This window comes from Kitasatospora sp. NPDC058048 (assembly GCF_042885555.1).
GTDB lineage: Bacteria > Actinomycetota > Actinomycetes > Streptomycetales > Streptomycetaceae > Kitasatospora > Kitasatospora lactacystinica.
Genome location: NZ_JBHVRT010000010.1, coordinates 156,092 through 170,474, shown reverse-complemented (window position 1 = coordinate 170,474; position 14,383 = coordinate 156,092). Strand labels below are relative to the sequence as shown.

The 14,383-nt window shown below is 75.4% G+C and carries 7 protein-coding genes; all 7 read right to left on the bottom strand.

All coding sequences use genetic code 11. The features are described from left to right. Nucleotides 1-15 precede the first annotated feature (15 nt). Nucleotides 16-1,719: an alpha/beta hydrolase gene (locus ACFVVA_RS13820; protein ID WP_387688990.1), complete on the bottom strand. Its 1,704-nt coding sequence runs from the start codon at nucleotides 1,717-1,719 to the stop codon at nucleotides 16-18. Nucleotides 1,720-1,897: 178 nt separating this feature from the next. Next, on the bottom strand, nucleotides 1,898-3,079 hold the full coding sequence (locus ACFVVA_RS13815) for a hypothetical protein (protein ID WP_387688988.1): 1,182 nt from the start codon (nucleotides 3,077-3,079) through the stop codon (nucleotides 1,898-1,900). A gap of 321 nt (nucleotides 3,080-3,400) precedes the next feature. Next, a complete protein-coding gene (locus ACFVVA_RS13810; RefSeq protein WP_387689154.1) occupies nucleotides 3,401-4,612 on the bottom strand; it encodes a DNA polymerase III subunit delta' in 1,212 nt (403 codons plus the stop codon). A gap of 179 nt (nucleotides 4,613-4,791) precedes the next feature. Further along, nucleotides 4,792-8,364, bottom strand: coding sequence for a dTMP kinase (tmk, locus tag ACFVVA_RS13805; protein ID WP_387688987.1), 3,573 nt, complete (start codon nucleotides 8,362-8,364; stop codon nucleotides 4,792-4,794). A 155-nt stretch (nucleotides 8,365-8,519) separates the two neighbouring features. Then, nucleotides 8,520-11,405: a type I DNA topoisomerase gene (gene topA / locus ACFVVA_RS13800; protein WP_387688985.1), complete on the bottom strand. Its 2,886-nt coding sequence runs from the start codon at nucleotides 11,403-11,405 to the stop codon at nucleotides 8,520-8,522. Nucleotides 11,406-11,773: 368 nt separating this feature from the next. After that, nucleotides 11,774-12,232: a DUF3592 domain-containing protein gene (locus tag ACFVVA_RS13795; protein ID WP_387688983.1), complete on the bottom strand. Its 459-nt coding sequence runs from the start codon at nucleotides 12,230-12,232 to the stop codon at nucleotides 11,774-11,776. A gap of 277 nt (nucleotides 12,233-12,509) precedes the next feature. Continuing rightward, entirely contained in the window at nucleotides 12,510-14,042 is a 1,533-nt protein-coding gene (locus ACFVVA_RS13790) for a methyltransferase (protein WP_387688981.1), read from the bottom strand. Nucleotides 14,043-14,383 lie beyond the last annotated feature (341 nt).

Sequence of the window (14,383 nt, the reverse complement as noted above, 5' to 3'; positions counted from 1 at the left end):
GGCGCCCGGCCCGCCCTACCGCTCGCAGCGCTTGCCCTGCTCCGGGGCCTCCCCGGTCAGCAGGAAGCGGTTCACCGCGCCGTCCACGCAGGTGCTGTGCCGGCCGTACGCGGTGTGGCCGTCGCCGTCGAAGGTGATCAGGCGGCCGGACTCCAGCTGGCCGGCCAGCGACTGCGCCCAGGCGTACGGGGTGGCCGGGTCGCGGGTGGTGCCGATGACGACGATCGGGGCGGCGCCGGCGGCCCGGACGGTGTGCGCCGCACCGGTGGCCCGGACCGGCCAGTAGGCGCAGGTCAGGGCCATCCAGGCCATGTCGCGCCCGAAGTGAGGCGAGACCCGCTCGAACTCCGGTACCGCCCGCTGGACGTCCTCCGGGCCGTGGAACGGGGCGGGCAGGTCGAGGCAGTTCACCGCGGTGTTGGCGAACATCAGGTTGGGGTACGAGCCGTCCGGCTCGCGCCCGTAGTAGTCGTCGGAGAGCTTCAGCAGACCGGTGCCGTCGCCGGCCTCGGCCTCGGTGAGCGCGGCGCGCAGCTTGGGCCAGAGGAAGTCGGCGTACATGGCCTGGATGACACCGGTGGTCGCCTGGGACCCTGTGAGCCGACGGCCGGCGTCGGTGGTGGGCAGCGCGGCGGTGCGGACCCCGCCGAGCAGGGCGGTGAGCCGGTCGCCGACCTGCTGCTCGGTGCGGCCGAGCGGGCAGTCCTCGCGCTTGGCGCAGTCCTGCGCGAAGGCGGCCCAGGCGGTCTCGAAGCCGCCCGCCTGGGTGCGGTTGCCGGTGACGGAGTCGAGCGCCGGGTCCATCGCGCCGTCCAGCACCAGCCGCCCGACCCGGCTCGGGAACAGCCCGGCGTAGGTGGCGCCGAGGAAGGTGCCGTAGGACTTGCCGACGAAGTTCAGCTTCTCGTCGCCGAGCAGGGCGCGCAGCACGTCCATGTCGCGGGCGGCCTCGACGGTGCTGAGGTGGCCGAGCGCCGCCCCGGCCCGCGTCCGGCAGCCCTCGGCGAACTCCTTGTCGGCCGCGACCAGCGCGTCGACCCCGCCCTGGTCGCCGGGCGCCAGGCCGACGGCGGTGTAGGCGTCCATCCGGTCGCCGCTGAGGCAGCTGACGGGGCTGCTGCGGCCCACCCCGCGCGGGTCGAGGCCGACCAGGTCGTAGCGGGCCCGCACCCCGTGGTCGTACGTCCGGGCGGCGGCCTCCAGGTACTCGATCGCGGAGCCGCCGGGCCCGCCCGGGTTGAGCAGGAGGGAGCCGAGCCTCGTGTCCTGCGAAGCGGAGGCGGCGGAGGCGGAGGCGGACGGGTCGGAGGAAGCGCTCCCGGGCCCCGCCGGTTCCGCCGCGGCCCGGGCGGCCGCGAGGGTGAGGTCCCCGTCCCCCGGGTGGTCGTAGTCCAGCGGCACCCGGAACGTCGTGCACTCGAACCCGCTGTCGCAGGGCTGCCAGACCGGACGTTGCGCGTAGTACGGAGCGAGCGCGGCCGGGACGGCGGCGGGCAGCGGCTCCAGCGGGGTGGCTCCGGCCCTCGCGGCCGTCGGGGCCGAGGACGTGCCGGAGGCAGCCGGGTCCGGGGAGGGGGCCGCCGGTGCCCCGGCCGGATCCGCGCTGCAACCGCCCGCCAGCAGCCCGACGACGACCAGCGCCGCGGCCAGCACCCGTGCCCGCGCCCGCACCAATGCCCGCGCCGATGCCCGCGCCTGTGCCCGCTCGAAGGCCCTCATCCGCCACCTCTCCGCAACCGACCAGCACGTGGAAGAACCCAAGGAACACCGGGGGAACACCGGGGAACACCGGAGGAACACCCGCAGTGGGAACAACTCTCGAAGCACCCCGGAGGAAACGCCGCTGCCCGGCACCCACTCCGGGGTACCGGGCAGCGTAGCCCCGCCGGACCTGCCCTCAGGACGCCCTGGCCAGCGCCTCGGCCAGGAACTGCGCCGCCTGGCGGACCAGCCGCAGCCGCTCCCGGTCGGGGGTGAAGTCCTGCACGTTGTCCGAGATCCGCACCTCGGCCTTGGCCGCCGCTCCGGGGCCGGCCTTCAGAGCGGCCTGGAGCTTGCGGGCCGCGTCCAGCCCGGCGGAGTCGCCCCTGGCGGCGGCCAGCAGCAGCTTGGCGGCGCTGCCGGCCGGGGCCTCGGCACCGGTCTGGGTGAGCGCGGTGGCGTCGTACCGGCCGGAGACCGCCGCCGCCGCGCCGTACAGGTCGGGCCGGGAGAGCCCGGCGGCGGCCGCGCAGGGCGCGCCGGCCTCGACGCCGAGGGTGCCCCAGGAGGCCGGGCCGGGCGGCAGGGTGCGGAAGGAGGTCGCGATGGTGGTGCGCAGCGTCGCGTCGTCGGCGACGGCGGCCGGGGCGGCGGCGACCAGTTCGCAGGGGTGCGCGGTGCCGTTCGGCGCCTCGGGGGCGACCAGGATGAACGGGTGGGACTTGCCGGTCTGGAGGGCCGAACCGATGCCCTCGAAGACGTCCGGGACCTCGGCGTCGGCGGTCTTCTGGGGCGTGGCGGCCTGCATCACGATGACCGGGAAGCGGGCGTTCGGCTCCTTGGCGTACTGCGGCGGAAGCCAGACCCGGATGTTGCGGGGGTGGCCGTCGGGGCCCAGTACGGCGGACTGGAGCAGCTCGCCCCCGCCGGGGTGGCCGACGCTGTCGAAGCGGCTGACCACGGCGGGGGCCGCGGCAGCTGCGACGTCGGCGGGGGCGGGGGCGGCGGCCGACTCGGCGACCGCGGGCGGCACCGCCTGCTGCTGCCGGACGGCCGTCCCCGAACCGGTCCCGGCACCCGTGTCCGTGCCCGGAGCCGAGCCCGCCGCGTCCACGACCGGCTCCGCCCGGTCCGGCTCCTGGGTGCCCCGGCCGAGACCGCCGAAGGCGCCCAGCGTGGTGAGCACCGTCAGCGCGGTGACGCACACCCCGCAGACCATCGCCCCGGCCGCCCGCAGCAGCATCGGCCAGCGGTCGCCGGCCAGCTCGTAGGTCTCGGCGGCGCGCAGGTCGCGCCAGCGGTGTTGGGCGCCACGGGCCAGCCAGATACCGCCGAGGGCGGCGGCCAGCAAGGGGATGACGAGGAGCGAACGAACCACGGGACGCACCACCTCTGGAGGGGGTCGCGCCGAACCGGACCCGGCGCGCACGGAAGGCGACCGCCCCGGCAGCGGGCGCAGTCGGCCCCCAGCGTGCACAACGGGTGGACAGTCACACGACGGTGTGCCCGGCGAGTGTCGCTCGTTCACTCGAAGGTGGGATGGCGCACCGGCTCCGGGAGGCGTACAGCCGCCGCCCGCCGGAGCGACGCCCGGGCGGACGGCCCGAGGGCCCGGAGCCGGACGGCCCCGGACCGGACCGCCCCGCCCCCCGATCGGCAATCGGCCATCGGCCATCCCCGATCAGCGCTCAGCCCGCGCTCAGCCCGCGCGCAACGCCACCGTCATCGCCTCGACCGCGAGCAGCGGGTCGACGTTGCGGTCCAGCGCCTGACGGCAGGCCAGCACCGCCTCGATCCGCCGCAGCGTGCTCTCCGCCGGCCCGGCCTGGGCCACCCGGTTCAGCGCCTGCCGCTGGTCCTCGTTGGCGAGCGCGCCGGTGGAGCCGAGCTGGATGGCGAGCACGTCCCGGTAGAAGCCGAGCAGGTCGAGCAGGGCGACGCCGAGGGTCTCCCGGCGAGTGCGGGTGGCCCGGCTCTTCTGCCGCTTCTCCAGCTCCTTGACCGCGCCGGCCATGCCGCGCGGCACCTTGCCGCCCTCGTAGGCGCCGTAGGCGGCCTTGAGGTCGTCCGTCTCCTTGGCGTCCTGGGTCTCGGCGAGAGCCTCGGCGTCGGCCTTGGCGGTGTCGACCAGGCGCTGGGCGGCGGTCAGGCAGCCCCCGATGTCTCCCACCTCCAGCGGGATGCGCAGCACCTCCGTCCGGCGGGTGCGGGCCTGTTCGTCGACGGCGAGGCGGCGCGAGCACTCGATGTCTCCCTGCCCGGCCAGCGCGGCGAGCCGGGCGGTTTCCGGGTCGACGCCGTCACGGCGGACCAGCGTGTCGGCGACCGCCTCGGCCGCGGGGGTGCGCAGCACCAGCAGGCGGCAGCGTGAGCGGATGGTCGGCAGCACGTCCTGGACGGAGGGGGCGCACAGCAGCCAGACGGTGCGCGGGGAGGGTTCCTCCACGCCCTTGAGCAGCGCGTTCGCGGCGGCCTCGGTGAGCCGGTGGGCGGCGTCCACCAGGATCACCGACCAACGGCCGCCGGTCGGGTAGCTGGAGGCGCGCATGACCAGGTCGCGCATGTCGCCGACGCCGATGGAGAGGCCGTCGGTACGGACGTACTTCACGTCGGCGTGGCTGCCGGCCAGCACGGTGTGGCAGCCGTCGCAGAACCCGCAGCCGGGCGTGCCGCCGAGCGCGAGGTCGGGGCTGGTGCACTGGAGGGCGGCGGCGAAGGCGCGCGCGGCGGTGACCTGCCCGGCGCCGGGCGGGCCGGTGAACAGCCACGCGTGCGTCATGAGGGAGGCGTTCGCGCCCTCGACCGGGGCGGTCCCGCGACCGGCCTCGATCGTCGCCCCGGCCGCCCGGGCGGCGGCGGTCAGCTGCTCGACCACCCGCTCCTGGCCCACCAGGTCGTCCCAGACGGCCACTGCTGCTCCCAAGCTCAGTACGGCAGCGCTCGTGGCGCCTCTTCCCCGCCGTCGAGCATACGTCTCCGCTCCGACACCCACTGCTCCGTCCGGGTCACGGCGGGGCGAGGAGGCGGCCCTGCGGAACGCGGCGGCGCCGCCGGGGACCTGCCCCGACGGCGCCGCCCAGACGTGTCCGGTCAGCCCCGGCGGCCCCAGCGACGGCCCTTGCCCTTGCCGTCGCCCTTGCCGTCGCCCGTGCCGTCGCCCTTGTCCTGTGCGTCCCCGCGGCCCTCGGGCCGCTCCGCGCCGCCCTGCGGGCCGCCGTACGGAGCGCCCTGGCCCTGACCGCCGTGCTCCCAGCGCGACCACTCGTCGTGCGAGCCCAGCAGGGTGTCGGTGAGGCTCGGCAGGTCGTCCAGCGGCGTCTCCTCGGCCCACTCCGGCCTCGGCCGCTCGGCACCGGGCTGCGACCGCTCGGCCGTCGGCCCGGCGTCGACCACCGGCAGCTCGCGGGTGCTGTCCACCGGCTCCGCGCGCCGCGGCCCCTGCGCCGGCCGGCCCTCGGTGCGGCCTCCGGTACGGCCTTCGGCACGCTCCTCGGTACGGCCCGGCTCGATCCGCGGCAGCACCTCGGTCCGGTCGGCCTCCGCCGGGACCCTCGGCAGCACGGCCGTCTCGTCCACCGCCGAGGCCGGCACCACCGGCAGCTTGGCGGTCTCGTCGACCGCACCGGCGGTTCCGCCGGCCGCCCGGCGCGCCTCGGCGGCCTCCGCGGCCTTGCGCGCCTCGGCGGCCTCGGCAGCCCGGACGGCCGCCTGCCGGTCCCGCAGCGAGAGCTCGCGCGTCGCCTCGTCCCCGAGTCCGCCCACCGGAGCCTGCGCCGCCGGCTGCGCCGCGTCCTGCGGGGTGTCCTGCGGGACACCCTTCGGAATGTCCCGGACCGCCCGCAGCTCCGTGGTCGTCTCCGCGGCCGACTCCCCGGCCACCGAACCCGAACCCGAGGCCGAGCCAGGACCCGACGCCGTGTCGGACGCCGAACCCGAACCCGGCCGCGCCTCGGCCCGGCCCTCCGCGGACTCCGCCGCCGCAGCCGCGGCCGCGAGCGCGGCGGCCTGCGCCAGCCGCGCCTCCTCGGCCCGCTGGAGCGCCTCCTCCGCCCGGCGGCGCTGCTCCTCGCGGGCCAGCTCGCGCTGCCGCTGGAGCTCGGCCTGGGCGGCCGCCTCGTCGGCGATCCGCTTGCGCTCGGCGGCCTCGGCGGCCAGCCGGGCCTCCTCGGCCCTGCGCCGCTCGGCCTCCTGCTCGGCGCGACGCGCTGCGTCCTCCTCGGCCCTGCGGCGCGCTTCCTCCTCGGCCTTGCGCCGGGCCTCGGCGGCGGCCCGCTCGGCCTCCTCCTTGGCCAGCCGCTCCTTCTCCGCCTGCTCGGCCCGCAGCTGCGCCAGCACCTCCTGCCGCTTGCGCTCGGCGGCCTCCTCCTCGGCCTTCTTGCGGGCCTCCTCGGCGGCGCGGCGCTCGGCCTCCTCCTTGGCCAGCCGCTCCTGCTCGGCGCGGGCGGCCTTCTCCTGCTCGGAGAGCGGCAGCTCGCGGTCGAGCCGGTGCCGGATGGCGGTGGTGACGAAGCCGGGGGCCTGGCTGCCGTCCACGACCAGGTAGCGCGCCGGGTCGGCGGCGGCGAGGGCGAGGAAACCGGCCCGGACCCGCAGGTGGAACTCGGTGGGCTCGGACTCCAGCCGGTCCAGCGCCTCGGTGAAGCGCTCGCGGGCCTTGGTCGGGTCGACGTCCAGGACGACGGTCAGGTCGGGCAGCAGCCCGCCGGTGGCCCAGCGGGAGATCCGGGCGACCTCGGTCGCGGCCAGGTCGCGACCGGCGCCCTGGTAGGCGATGGAGGAGTCCATGTACCGGTCGGTGATCACCACGGCGCCGCGGGCGAGGGCCGGCCGGATGACGTTCTCGACGTGCTCGGCGCGGTCGGCGGCGTAGATCAGCGCCTCGGCGCGGTGCGACAGGCCGGTGTTGCCGACGTCCAGGACGAGGCCGCGCAGCCGCTGGCCGACCGGGCTGCCGCCGGGCTCGCGGGTGAGCACGACCTCGTGCCCCTTGCCGCGGATCCACTCGGCGAGCGCCTGGGCCTGGGTGGACTTGCCGGCGCCGTCGCCGCCCTCCAGGGCGATGAAGAAGCCGGTGCCCGCGCCGAGGCGCGGCGCCGGGCCGCCCGGGCCGCGCACCGAGTCCATCAGGTCCCGGACGAACGGCGCGGTTCCGCGCCGGTCGTCGGTGCGCAGCAGCACGACCGCGGCGAGCACCAGCGTGAGCAGCCCGGAGGTGGCGACGGCCAGGGCCGCGCCGCCGTGGATGAAGGTGAAGGAGCCGGGCTCGACGGTGCCGTACTCGACGTCCCCGTAGGCGGCGGCGATCAGCGGGACGACGACCAGCGCGGCGGCGACCACGGTCCGGAGCACCGCGAACAGGTGCTCGGTGACCTTCGGCAGCCGGGCCTCCTCGACCTCCTGGGCGAGCAAGGTGCGTCCGGCCGAGATCACGATCCCGGCGGCCAGCCCGGCCAGCACGGTGAGCAGCAGGACCAGCACGAAGTCCAGCACCAGCCCGGCCAGGATCAGTGCGACGCCCTGGGTGAGCAGCGCCAGCGCGAGCAGCCGGCGGCGGGACAGCGAGGGCAGCGTGGCCCGGGTGAGCCGGGCGCCCAGGGCGGGCGTCCCGGCGGCGGCGAGCACCAGCAGGCCGTAGCCGATCGGCCCGGCGCGGTGCTCGGCGGCGGTGAGCAGCGCGAGCGCGGCGACGCCCGCCATCGCGGCGTAGCCGGCCGCGACGGCGAAGGTGAAGTACGGGGCGCCGCCGGTTCGGCCCTTGCTCAGCGCGGGGCCGGGGGCGGCGTCGGTCGGGGCGCGCAGGCCCTGGAGCGGCGAGACCGGGGCGACGGACACCGGGCCGCCGGGCAGCTGCTGGACGTGGTCGCGGACCGCCGCGGCGGCGAACAGCCCGGCCGCGCCGAGCGCCGCGAAGGTGAGCTGGTGGGCGCGGAGCCAGTCGGAGCCGAGGGCCGCGCCGATGTTGTTGAGCAGGGTGAAGGCCACCAGGCCGAGCGCGCCGAGCGGCACGGTCACCCAGCCGGTGAAGCGGTCGATGCTCCGGACGCTCTCCAGGTTGGCCGCGGCCGGGCGCTGCTCGGCGACCGGCAGGTGCGGGTTGGCCGGAGGCAGCAGGCCGGGAACGGCGGCGGTCCTGGTGATCCCCCGGACCCGCTCGGCGGCACCGGTGACGAACACGGTGGCGAGCAGGGCGTAGGTGGCGGCCCCGGAGGGCTCGGCGGCGGAGCCCAGCCAGACGCTCCACCAGGGGGCGAGGCCGATCAGCAGGGCGCGCAGCACGTCGGCGCCGAAGAGCGTCCAGCGCCGGTCCAGTCGGCCGGTGACCAGCCGGTGCACCGGGCCGAGCAGTGCGACGCCGACCAGGCCGGTCGCCAGCACCCGGACCGCGAGGACCGCGGCGAGAGCGAAGGCGAGGCTGCGCGGCAGGCTGCCGAACCGGCCGTCCTGGGCGGCGGCGATCACGGTGAGCGCGAGCAGCACCAGCAGACCGAGCCGGTCGGCGGTGCCGCCGATCAGCTGGGTGGTCCACAGGCGCCGGTAGGCACGTGTCCGCAGCAGCGCCCGGGCCCGGTCCACCGGAGTCCCGGCGGGCGCGACCTCGGGCAGGTCGGACACCCCCGCTCTGGCGGCCGGGGCGCTGGGGGTGGGCTGCTCCTCGCTCGTCATACGGTCAGCGTAGCGGGCTGGGCCTGGCCGGAATGTGGCGAACGCGCTTCCGGATCGTGCTCATCACCGGGTTGTGACGTACCCCGCACAGACCCGACGGGCCTCGGGCCCGCCCCCCGGGATCGGGGGTGCGGGCCCGGCCGCGGGACCGCGGATCAGCCTTCTTCGGTGGCCGAGGCCTTGTCGGCCACCGTCCTGCTCGTGGCGGTCTTCTTGGCCGCCGTCTTCTTCGCCGCCGCCGTCTTGGTGGTGGTGGTCTTCTTCGCGGCGGTCTTCTTCGCGGCCGCGGTCTTGGTCGCCGCGGTCTTGGCGGTGGTCGTCTTCTTGGCCGCGGCCTTCTTCGCCGGGGCCTTCTTCGCCGCCTTCTTCACCGGTCCGCGCGCCCGCTTCTCGGCGAGCAGCTCGTACCCGCGCTCCGGCGTGATGGTCTCGACGTCGTCGTCCTTGCGGAGCGTGGCGTTGGTCTCGCCGTCGGTCACGTACGGACCGAAGCGGCCGTCCTTGACCACCACCGGGCGCTCGCTGACCGGGTCGTTGCCCAGCTCCTTGAGCGGCGGGGCGGCGGCCGCCCGGCCGCGCTGCTTCGGCTGGGCGTAGATCGCCAGCGCCTCGTCGAGGGTGATCGTGAAGAGCTGGTCCTCGCTGGTGAGCGAACGGGAGTCGGTGCCGCGCTTGAGGTACGGGCCGTAGCGGCCGTTCTGCGCGGTGATCTCCGCGCCCTCGGCGTCGGTGCCGACCACCCGGGGCAGCGAGAGCAGCCGCAGCGCGTCCTCCAGCGTGACGGTGTCCAGCGACATCGTCTTGAACAGCGAGGCGGTGCGCGGCTTGACCGCGTTCTTGCCGGTCTTCGGCGTGCCCTCGGGCAGGATCTCGGTCACGTACGGGCCGTAGCGGCCGTCCTTGGCGACCAGCATGTTGCCGCCGACCGGGTCCGGGCCGAGCTCGAAGTCGCCGCTGGGCTTGGCCAGCAGCTCCTCGGCCAGCTCGACGGTGAGCTCGTCCGGCGGCAGCTCGTCCGGGATGTCGGCACGCTGGCCCGGCTCGCCCTCGACGGTGGAGGCGCGCTCGACGTACGGGCCGTAGCGGCCGACCCGCAGGGTGATGTCGTCGCTGACCCTGAACGAGCTGATCTCCCGGGCGTCGATCGCGCCGAGGTCGGTGACCAGTTCCTTCAGGCCGCCCAGGTGGTCGCCGTCGCCGTTGCCGGCCTCGGCGGCGCCGCCCGCGGCGTGGCCCTCGCCCTCGCCGAAGTAGAAGCGCTTCAGCCACGGCACGGACTGCGCCTCACCGGCGGCGATCCGGTCGAGGTCGTCCTCCATCCTGGCGGTGAAGTCGTAGTCGACCAGCCGGCCGAAGTGCTTCTCCAGCAGGTTGACCACGGCGAAGGAGAGGAAGGACGGGACGAGCGCCGTCCCCTTCTTGAAGACGTACCGGCGCTGGATGATCGTGTCGATGATCGACGCGTAGGTGGAGGGGCGGCCGATCTCCCGGTCCTCCAGCTCCTTGACCAGCGAGGCCTCGGTGTAGCGGGCCGGCGGCTTGGTGGCGTGGCCCTCCGGGGTGATCCGCTCGGCGGCCAGCGGGTCGCCCTGGGCGACCTGCGGCAGCCGGCGCTCGCGGTCGTCGAGCTCCGCGTTCGGGTCGTCGGCGCCCTCGACGTAGGCCTTGAGGAAGCCGTGGAAGGTGATGATCTTGCCGGTGGCCGAGAACTCGACGTCCCGGCCGTCGGCGGAGGTGCCGCCGACCCGGACGGTGACCGACTGGCCGACCGCGTCCTTCATCTGGGAGGCGACGGTGCGCATCCAGATCAGCTCGTACAGCCTGAAGTCGTCACCGGTCAGGCCGGTCTCGGCGGGGGTGCGGAAGCGGTCGCCGGACGGGCGGACGGCCTCGTGCGCCTCCTGCGCGTTCTTCACCTTGCTGGCGTAGGTGCGCGGGGCGTCAGGCAGGTAGTCGGCGCCGTACAGCTGGGTGACCTGGGCCCGGGCGGCGGTGATCGCGGTGTCCGACAGCGTGGTGGAGTCGGTACGCATATAGGTGATGAAGCCGTTCTCGTACAGCTTCTGGGCCACCTGCATGGTCCGCTTGGCACCGAAGCCCAGCTTGCGGCTGGCCTCCTGCTGGAGCGTGGTGGTGCGGAACGGCGCGTACGGCGAGCGGCGGTACGGCTTGGACTCGACGCTGCGGACGCCGAACGCCGTCTGCTCCAGGGCGGCGGCCAGCTGACGGGCCGCCTGCTCGTCCAGGTGCAGGGTGTTCGCGCTGGCGGCCTTCAGCCGGCCGTCCTGGCCGAAGTCGCGGCCGCTGGCGATCCGCTTGCCGTCGACGGAGGCCAGCCGGGCGCCGAAGGTCTCCGGGTTGGCGGCATCGACCGGCGTGCGGCCGGTACCGAAGGTGCCGACCAGGTCCCAGTACGAAGCGGCGCGGAAGGCCATCCGCTCGCGCTCGCGCTCGACCACCAGCCGGGTCGCGACGGACTGCACACGGCCCGCCGACAGCTTCGGCATGACCTTCTTCCACAGCACCGGCGAGACCTCGAAGCCGTACAGCCGGTCGAGGATGCGGCGGGTCTCCTGGGCGTCGACCAGGCGCTGGTTGAGCTCGCGCGGGTTGGCCACGGCCTCCTGGATCGCCGACTTGGTGATCTCGTGGAACACCATGCGGTGCACCGGCACCTTGGGCTTGAGCACCTGCTGGAGGTGCCACGCGATGGCCTCGCCCTCGCGGTCCTCATCGGTGGCGAGGAAGAGCTCGTCGGACTCCGCGAGCAGCGACTTCAACTTGCTGACCTGGGACTTCTTGTCCGCGTTGACCACGTAGATGGGCGCGAAGTCATGGTCGACGTCCACCCCGAGGCGCCGCACCTCGCCGGTGTACTTGTCCGGCACCTCGGCCGCGGTGCTGGGGAGGTCGCGGATGTGCCCGACGCTCGCCTCGACGATGTAGCCGGGGCCCAGGTAGCCCTTGATCGTCTTCGCCTTGGCCGGCGACTCGACAATGACGAGTCGCTGTCCGTGCGCGGTCTCGCTGCTCGGGGACACCTTCGCTCTTCTCTCCCGGTCCTTATGTGGCTGGTCGGCGCCGGCAGCACGGGCTGCACTCCGCCCGACCCCTCCACCGCCCCGGGGCTGCCGCGGCACGACACCCCCACCAGCGGAGTGTGACCGTACCCCGGCCACCCTTGTCAAACGGACGGATCCCGCTTTTTCACTTGCCGGGCTCACCGACGCCACTCGAACGGTAACCCGATGACGGAGGTTCGCGCCCCGCGGAGGGGGGCCTTCGGCAGGTTCCGGAGGATGGAATGACGGATTTCAAGATCTGTCAACGGAAAATCGACGGGTTCTCGCGGAGCGGGGTGGGGGTGGAGCGGGCGCGGGGCGGGGGTGGGGCGAACGCTGGGCGAGGCTCAGCCGCCGGCCACGGTCAGGAGCCCGGCGCCCGCCGCCAGGCAGCCCGCGCCCAGGACGCTCCACAGCAGGTCCACGACGGCAGCCCGACCGACCTCCCCCGCGGCCAGCACCACCCTGCTCGGGCGTCGCGGGTCGTAACAGATCCGCACCGAGGCTCCGGGCGCGAAGCGGTCCGGACGGCGCAGCGGGGTGTGCCCCCGCGGACGGGCGATCACCAGCCCGGCGATCCCGCACACGCCGGCGCCGCCGACCGAGGGCGGCACCGAGAAGGAGAGCAGCGGAGCACTGTCCAGCTGGCCGTGCACGTCGTCCTCGGCCATCACGGTGGCCACCGCCGACGCCCCCCGGCGGCGCACCCGCAGGCGCAACCCCACCTCGGCGGCGCACCAGAGCAGCAGCACGCCACCGAAGAGGGCGAGCACCGACCCGCCCACCATCGCCGTCGTCGTGTCCACCCCTGGCCCCCGGCTCCCCAACTCTGTCCACAGCCTGTGGACAGAGCTTCACAGCGGAGAGCCAACGGGAGACAGCCACCCGGCGGCGGCCGGACGAACCAGGGGGTACGGGCGAGTGAACCGGTCAGGTCCCGGCGGGTGCGGTCACGGAGGGCCGGGGTCCGGACACGGTGAATCCGGGCACGGCACAACCGGGCGGGGTGAATCCGGCCACGGAGGGCCGGGACGCGTCAGGACGGGTCAGGACGCGTCGGGTCGGGATGTGGAACGTCGGGCCTCAGCGGACCGGGTCGATGAACCCCTGCTCGGTCAGCAGGCGCAGCGACTCCGGCACCCGGTCCCGCAGGACCACCCGGTCCTCGCCGAGCAGCTGCGCGATGGCGTCCACGATCTCGCCCGCCGACAGCGTCCCGTCGCAAACCCCGACGAACCCGGCACCCACGGTGTCCACCTTGGTGGCGCGCCGCATGCCCCGGTTGTGACGCAGGATCACGTGCTCCGGGTCCTCCGCACCCGGCGCGCCGACCTGCTCCTGGACCACCTCGTCGGCCAGCACGTAGCGGGCCGCGAGCAGGCCCGCGTCGTCGTGCGAGCGGAGGAAGTCCTGCCGGTCGAACCAGGCCTCGATGTGCGGGCCCAGCGGCTGCTCCACCGGGTGCGGCCACTCCTCCACCCGGACGGTCGGACGCTCGGCGCCGCTCGCCCGCAGGGTGATCCAGCCCATCCCGATGCCCTCGACCCGGCCCGCCTCGAAGGCGTCCAGCCACTCGCCGTACCGGGCCTGGTAGTCGCCGCCGGGGCCGCGGTGGTCACCGCCGTCGCGCAGCCACAACTCGGCGTACTGGGCCACGTCCTGGACCTCGCGCTGGACGACCCAGGCGTCCAGGCCGGTGCCCGCGACCCAGCCGGTCAGCCGCTCCTGCCAGTCCTCGCCCTGGACGTGCTGCCAGTTGGCGAGCAGCTGGCAGTAGCCGCCGGGCTCCAGGTGGTCGGCGGCCGAGCGGACCAGGCTGCGGCACAGGTCGTCCCCGGCCATGCCGCCGTCGCGATAGGTGAACCGGCCGCCCGGCGAGATGACGAACGGCGGGTTGGAGACGATCAGGTCGAACTTCCGCTCCCCGACCGGCTCGAAGAGGCTTCCGGTGGACACCTCGGTGTTGTCGAAACCGGACAGCGCCAGGGTCAGCTCGGTGAAGCGCAGCGCGCGCGGATTGAGGTCCGTGGCGGTGACGGTCCCGGCGTGGCGGGCCGCGTGCAGCGCCTGGACACCGGAACCCGAACCGAGGTCCAGCGCGGCCCGGACGGGACGGCGCACGGTGATGTTCGCCAGCGTGGTGGAAGCACCGCCGACGCCCAGCACCAGGTCCTTGCGGGCCACCCCGTGCGCGGTCTCGCCGGAGCCGATGCCGCCCGCGCCGCCCACCGCGCAGCCCAGGTCGGAAACCACCCAGGCATCCGAACTGGGCATCCCGGCCACCTCGTTGGCGTACGGCCGGACGTCGACGGTGGCGCGCACCAGATCGCCGTCGGGGCGCAGCCAGCCGTCCGCCAGGCAGTCCTCCACCGGCAGCGCGGCGGCGGCCGCCCGGTACGGGACCGGCTGCTGGAGCAGGAACAGCCGCACCAGCGTCTCCAGCGGGCTGCCACCGCGGGTCGCCCGCAGTGCCGGGACCGCCTCGCTGCGGGCCAACGCCGAATAGCCGGTGGGCCCGAGCAGGTCCAGGCACCCATCGGCGGTGAACGAGGCGGCGAGCAGCGCCTCGCGGAACTTGGCGAGGCGGGTCGGGTCGAGAACGGGGCTACTGATCACCCCGCCATTGTCCCCCGGCGCCCACCCCGCGGCCGCCGCTGCGCCCCGCGGCCATCGGACGGAAGCCCGCACCACCACGCACGCCCCCGGGAGCCACCGCACGCCGCCCTGCCGGGGGCGCCGAGTCGTTCGGCGGCGGCCGGCGGCGGCTCGCAGCGGCTCGCGGAGGCGGCTCGCGGTCACGGGGGCCGGCGGCGGGCAGGGCCGGCGGCTCCACGAGGGCGCCCCCGCCCGCGTGACTTCGTCACGGCCGACGCGCCGCCCATCACCAGCCCGGTCCGGGCCGGGGACGGGCCGGTTTCGGGCCGAGGACGGGCCGGTTGCGGGGGCGGGCGCGTCGG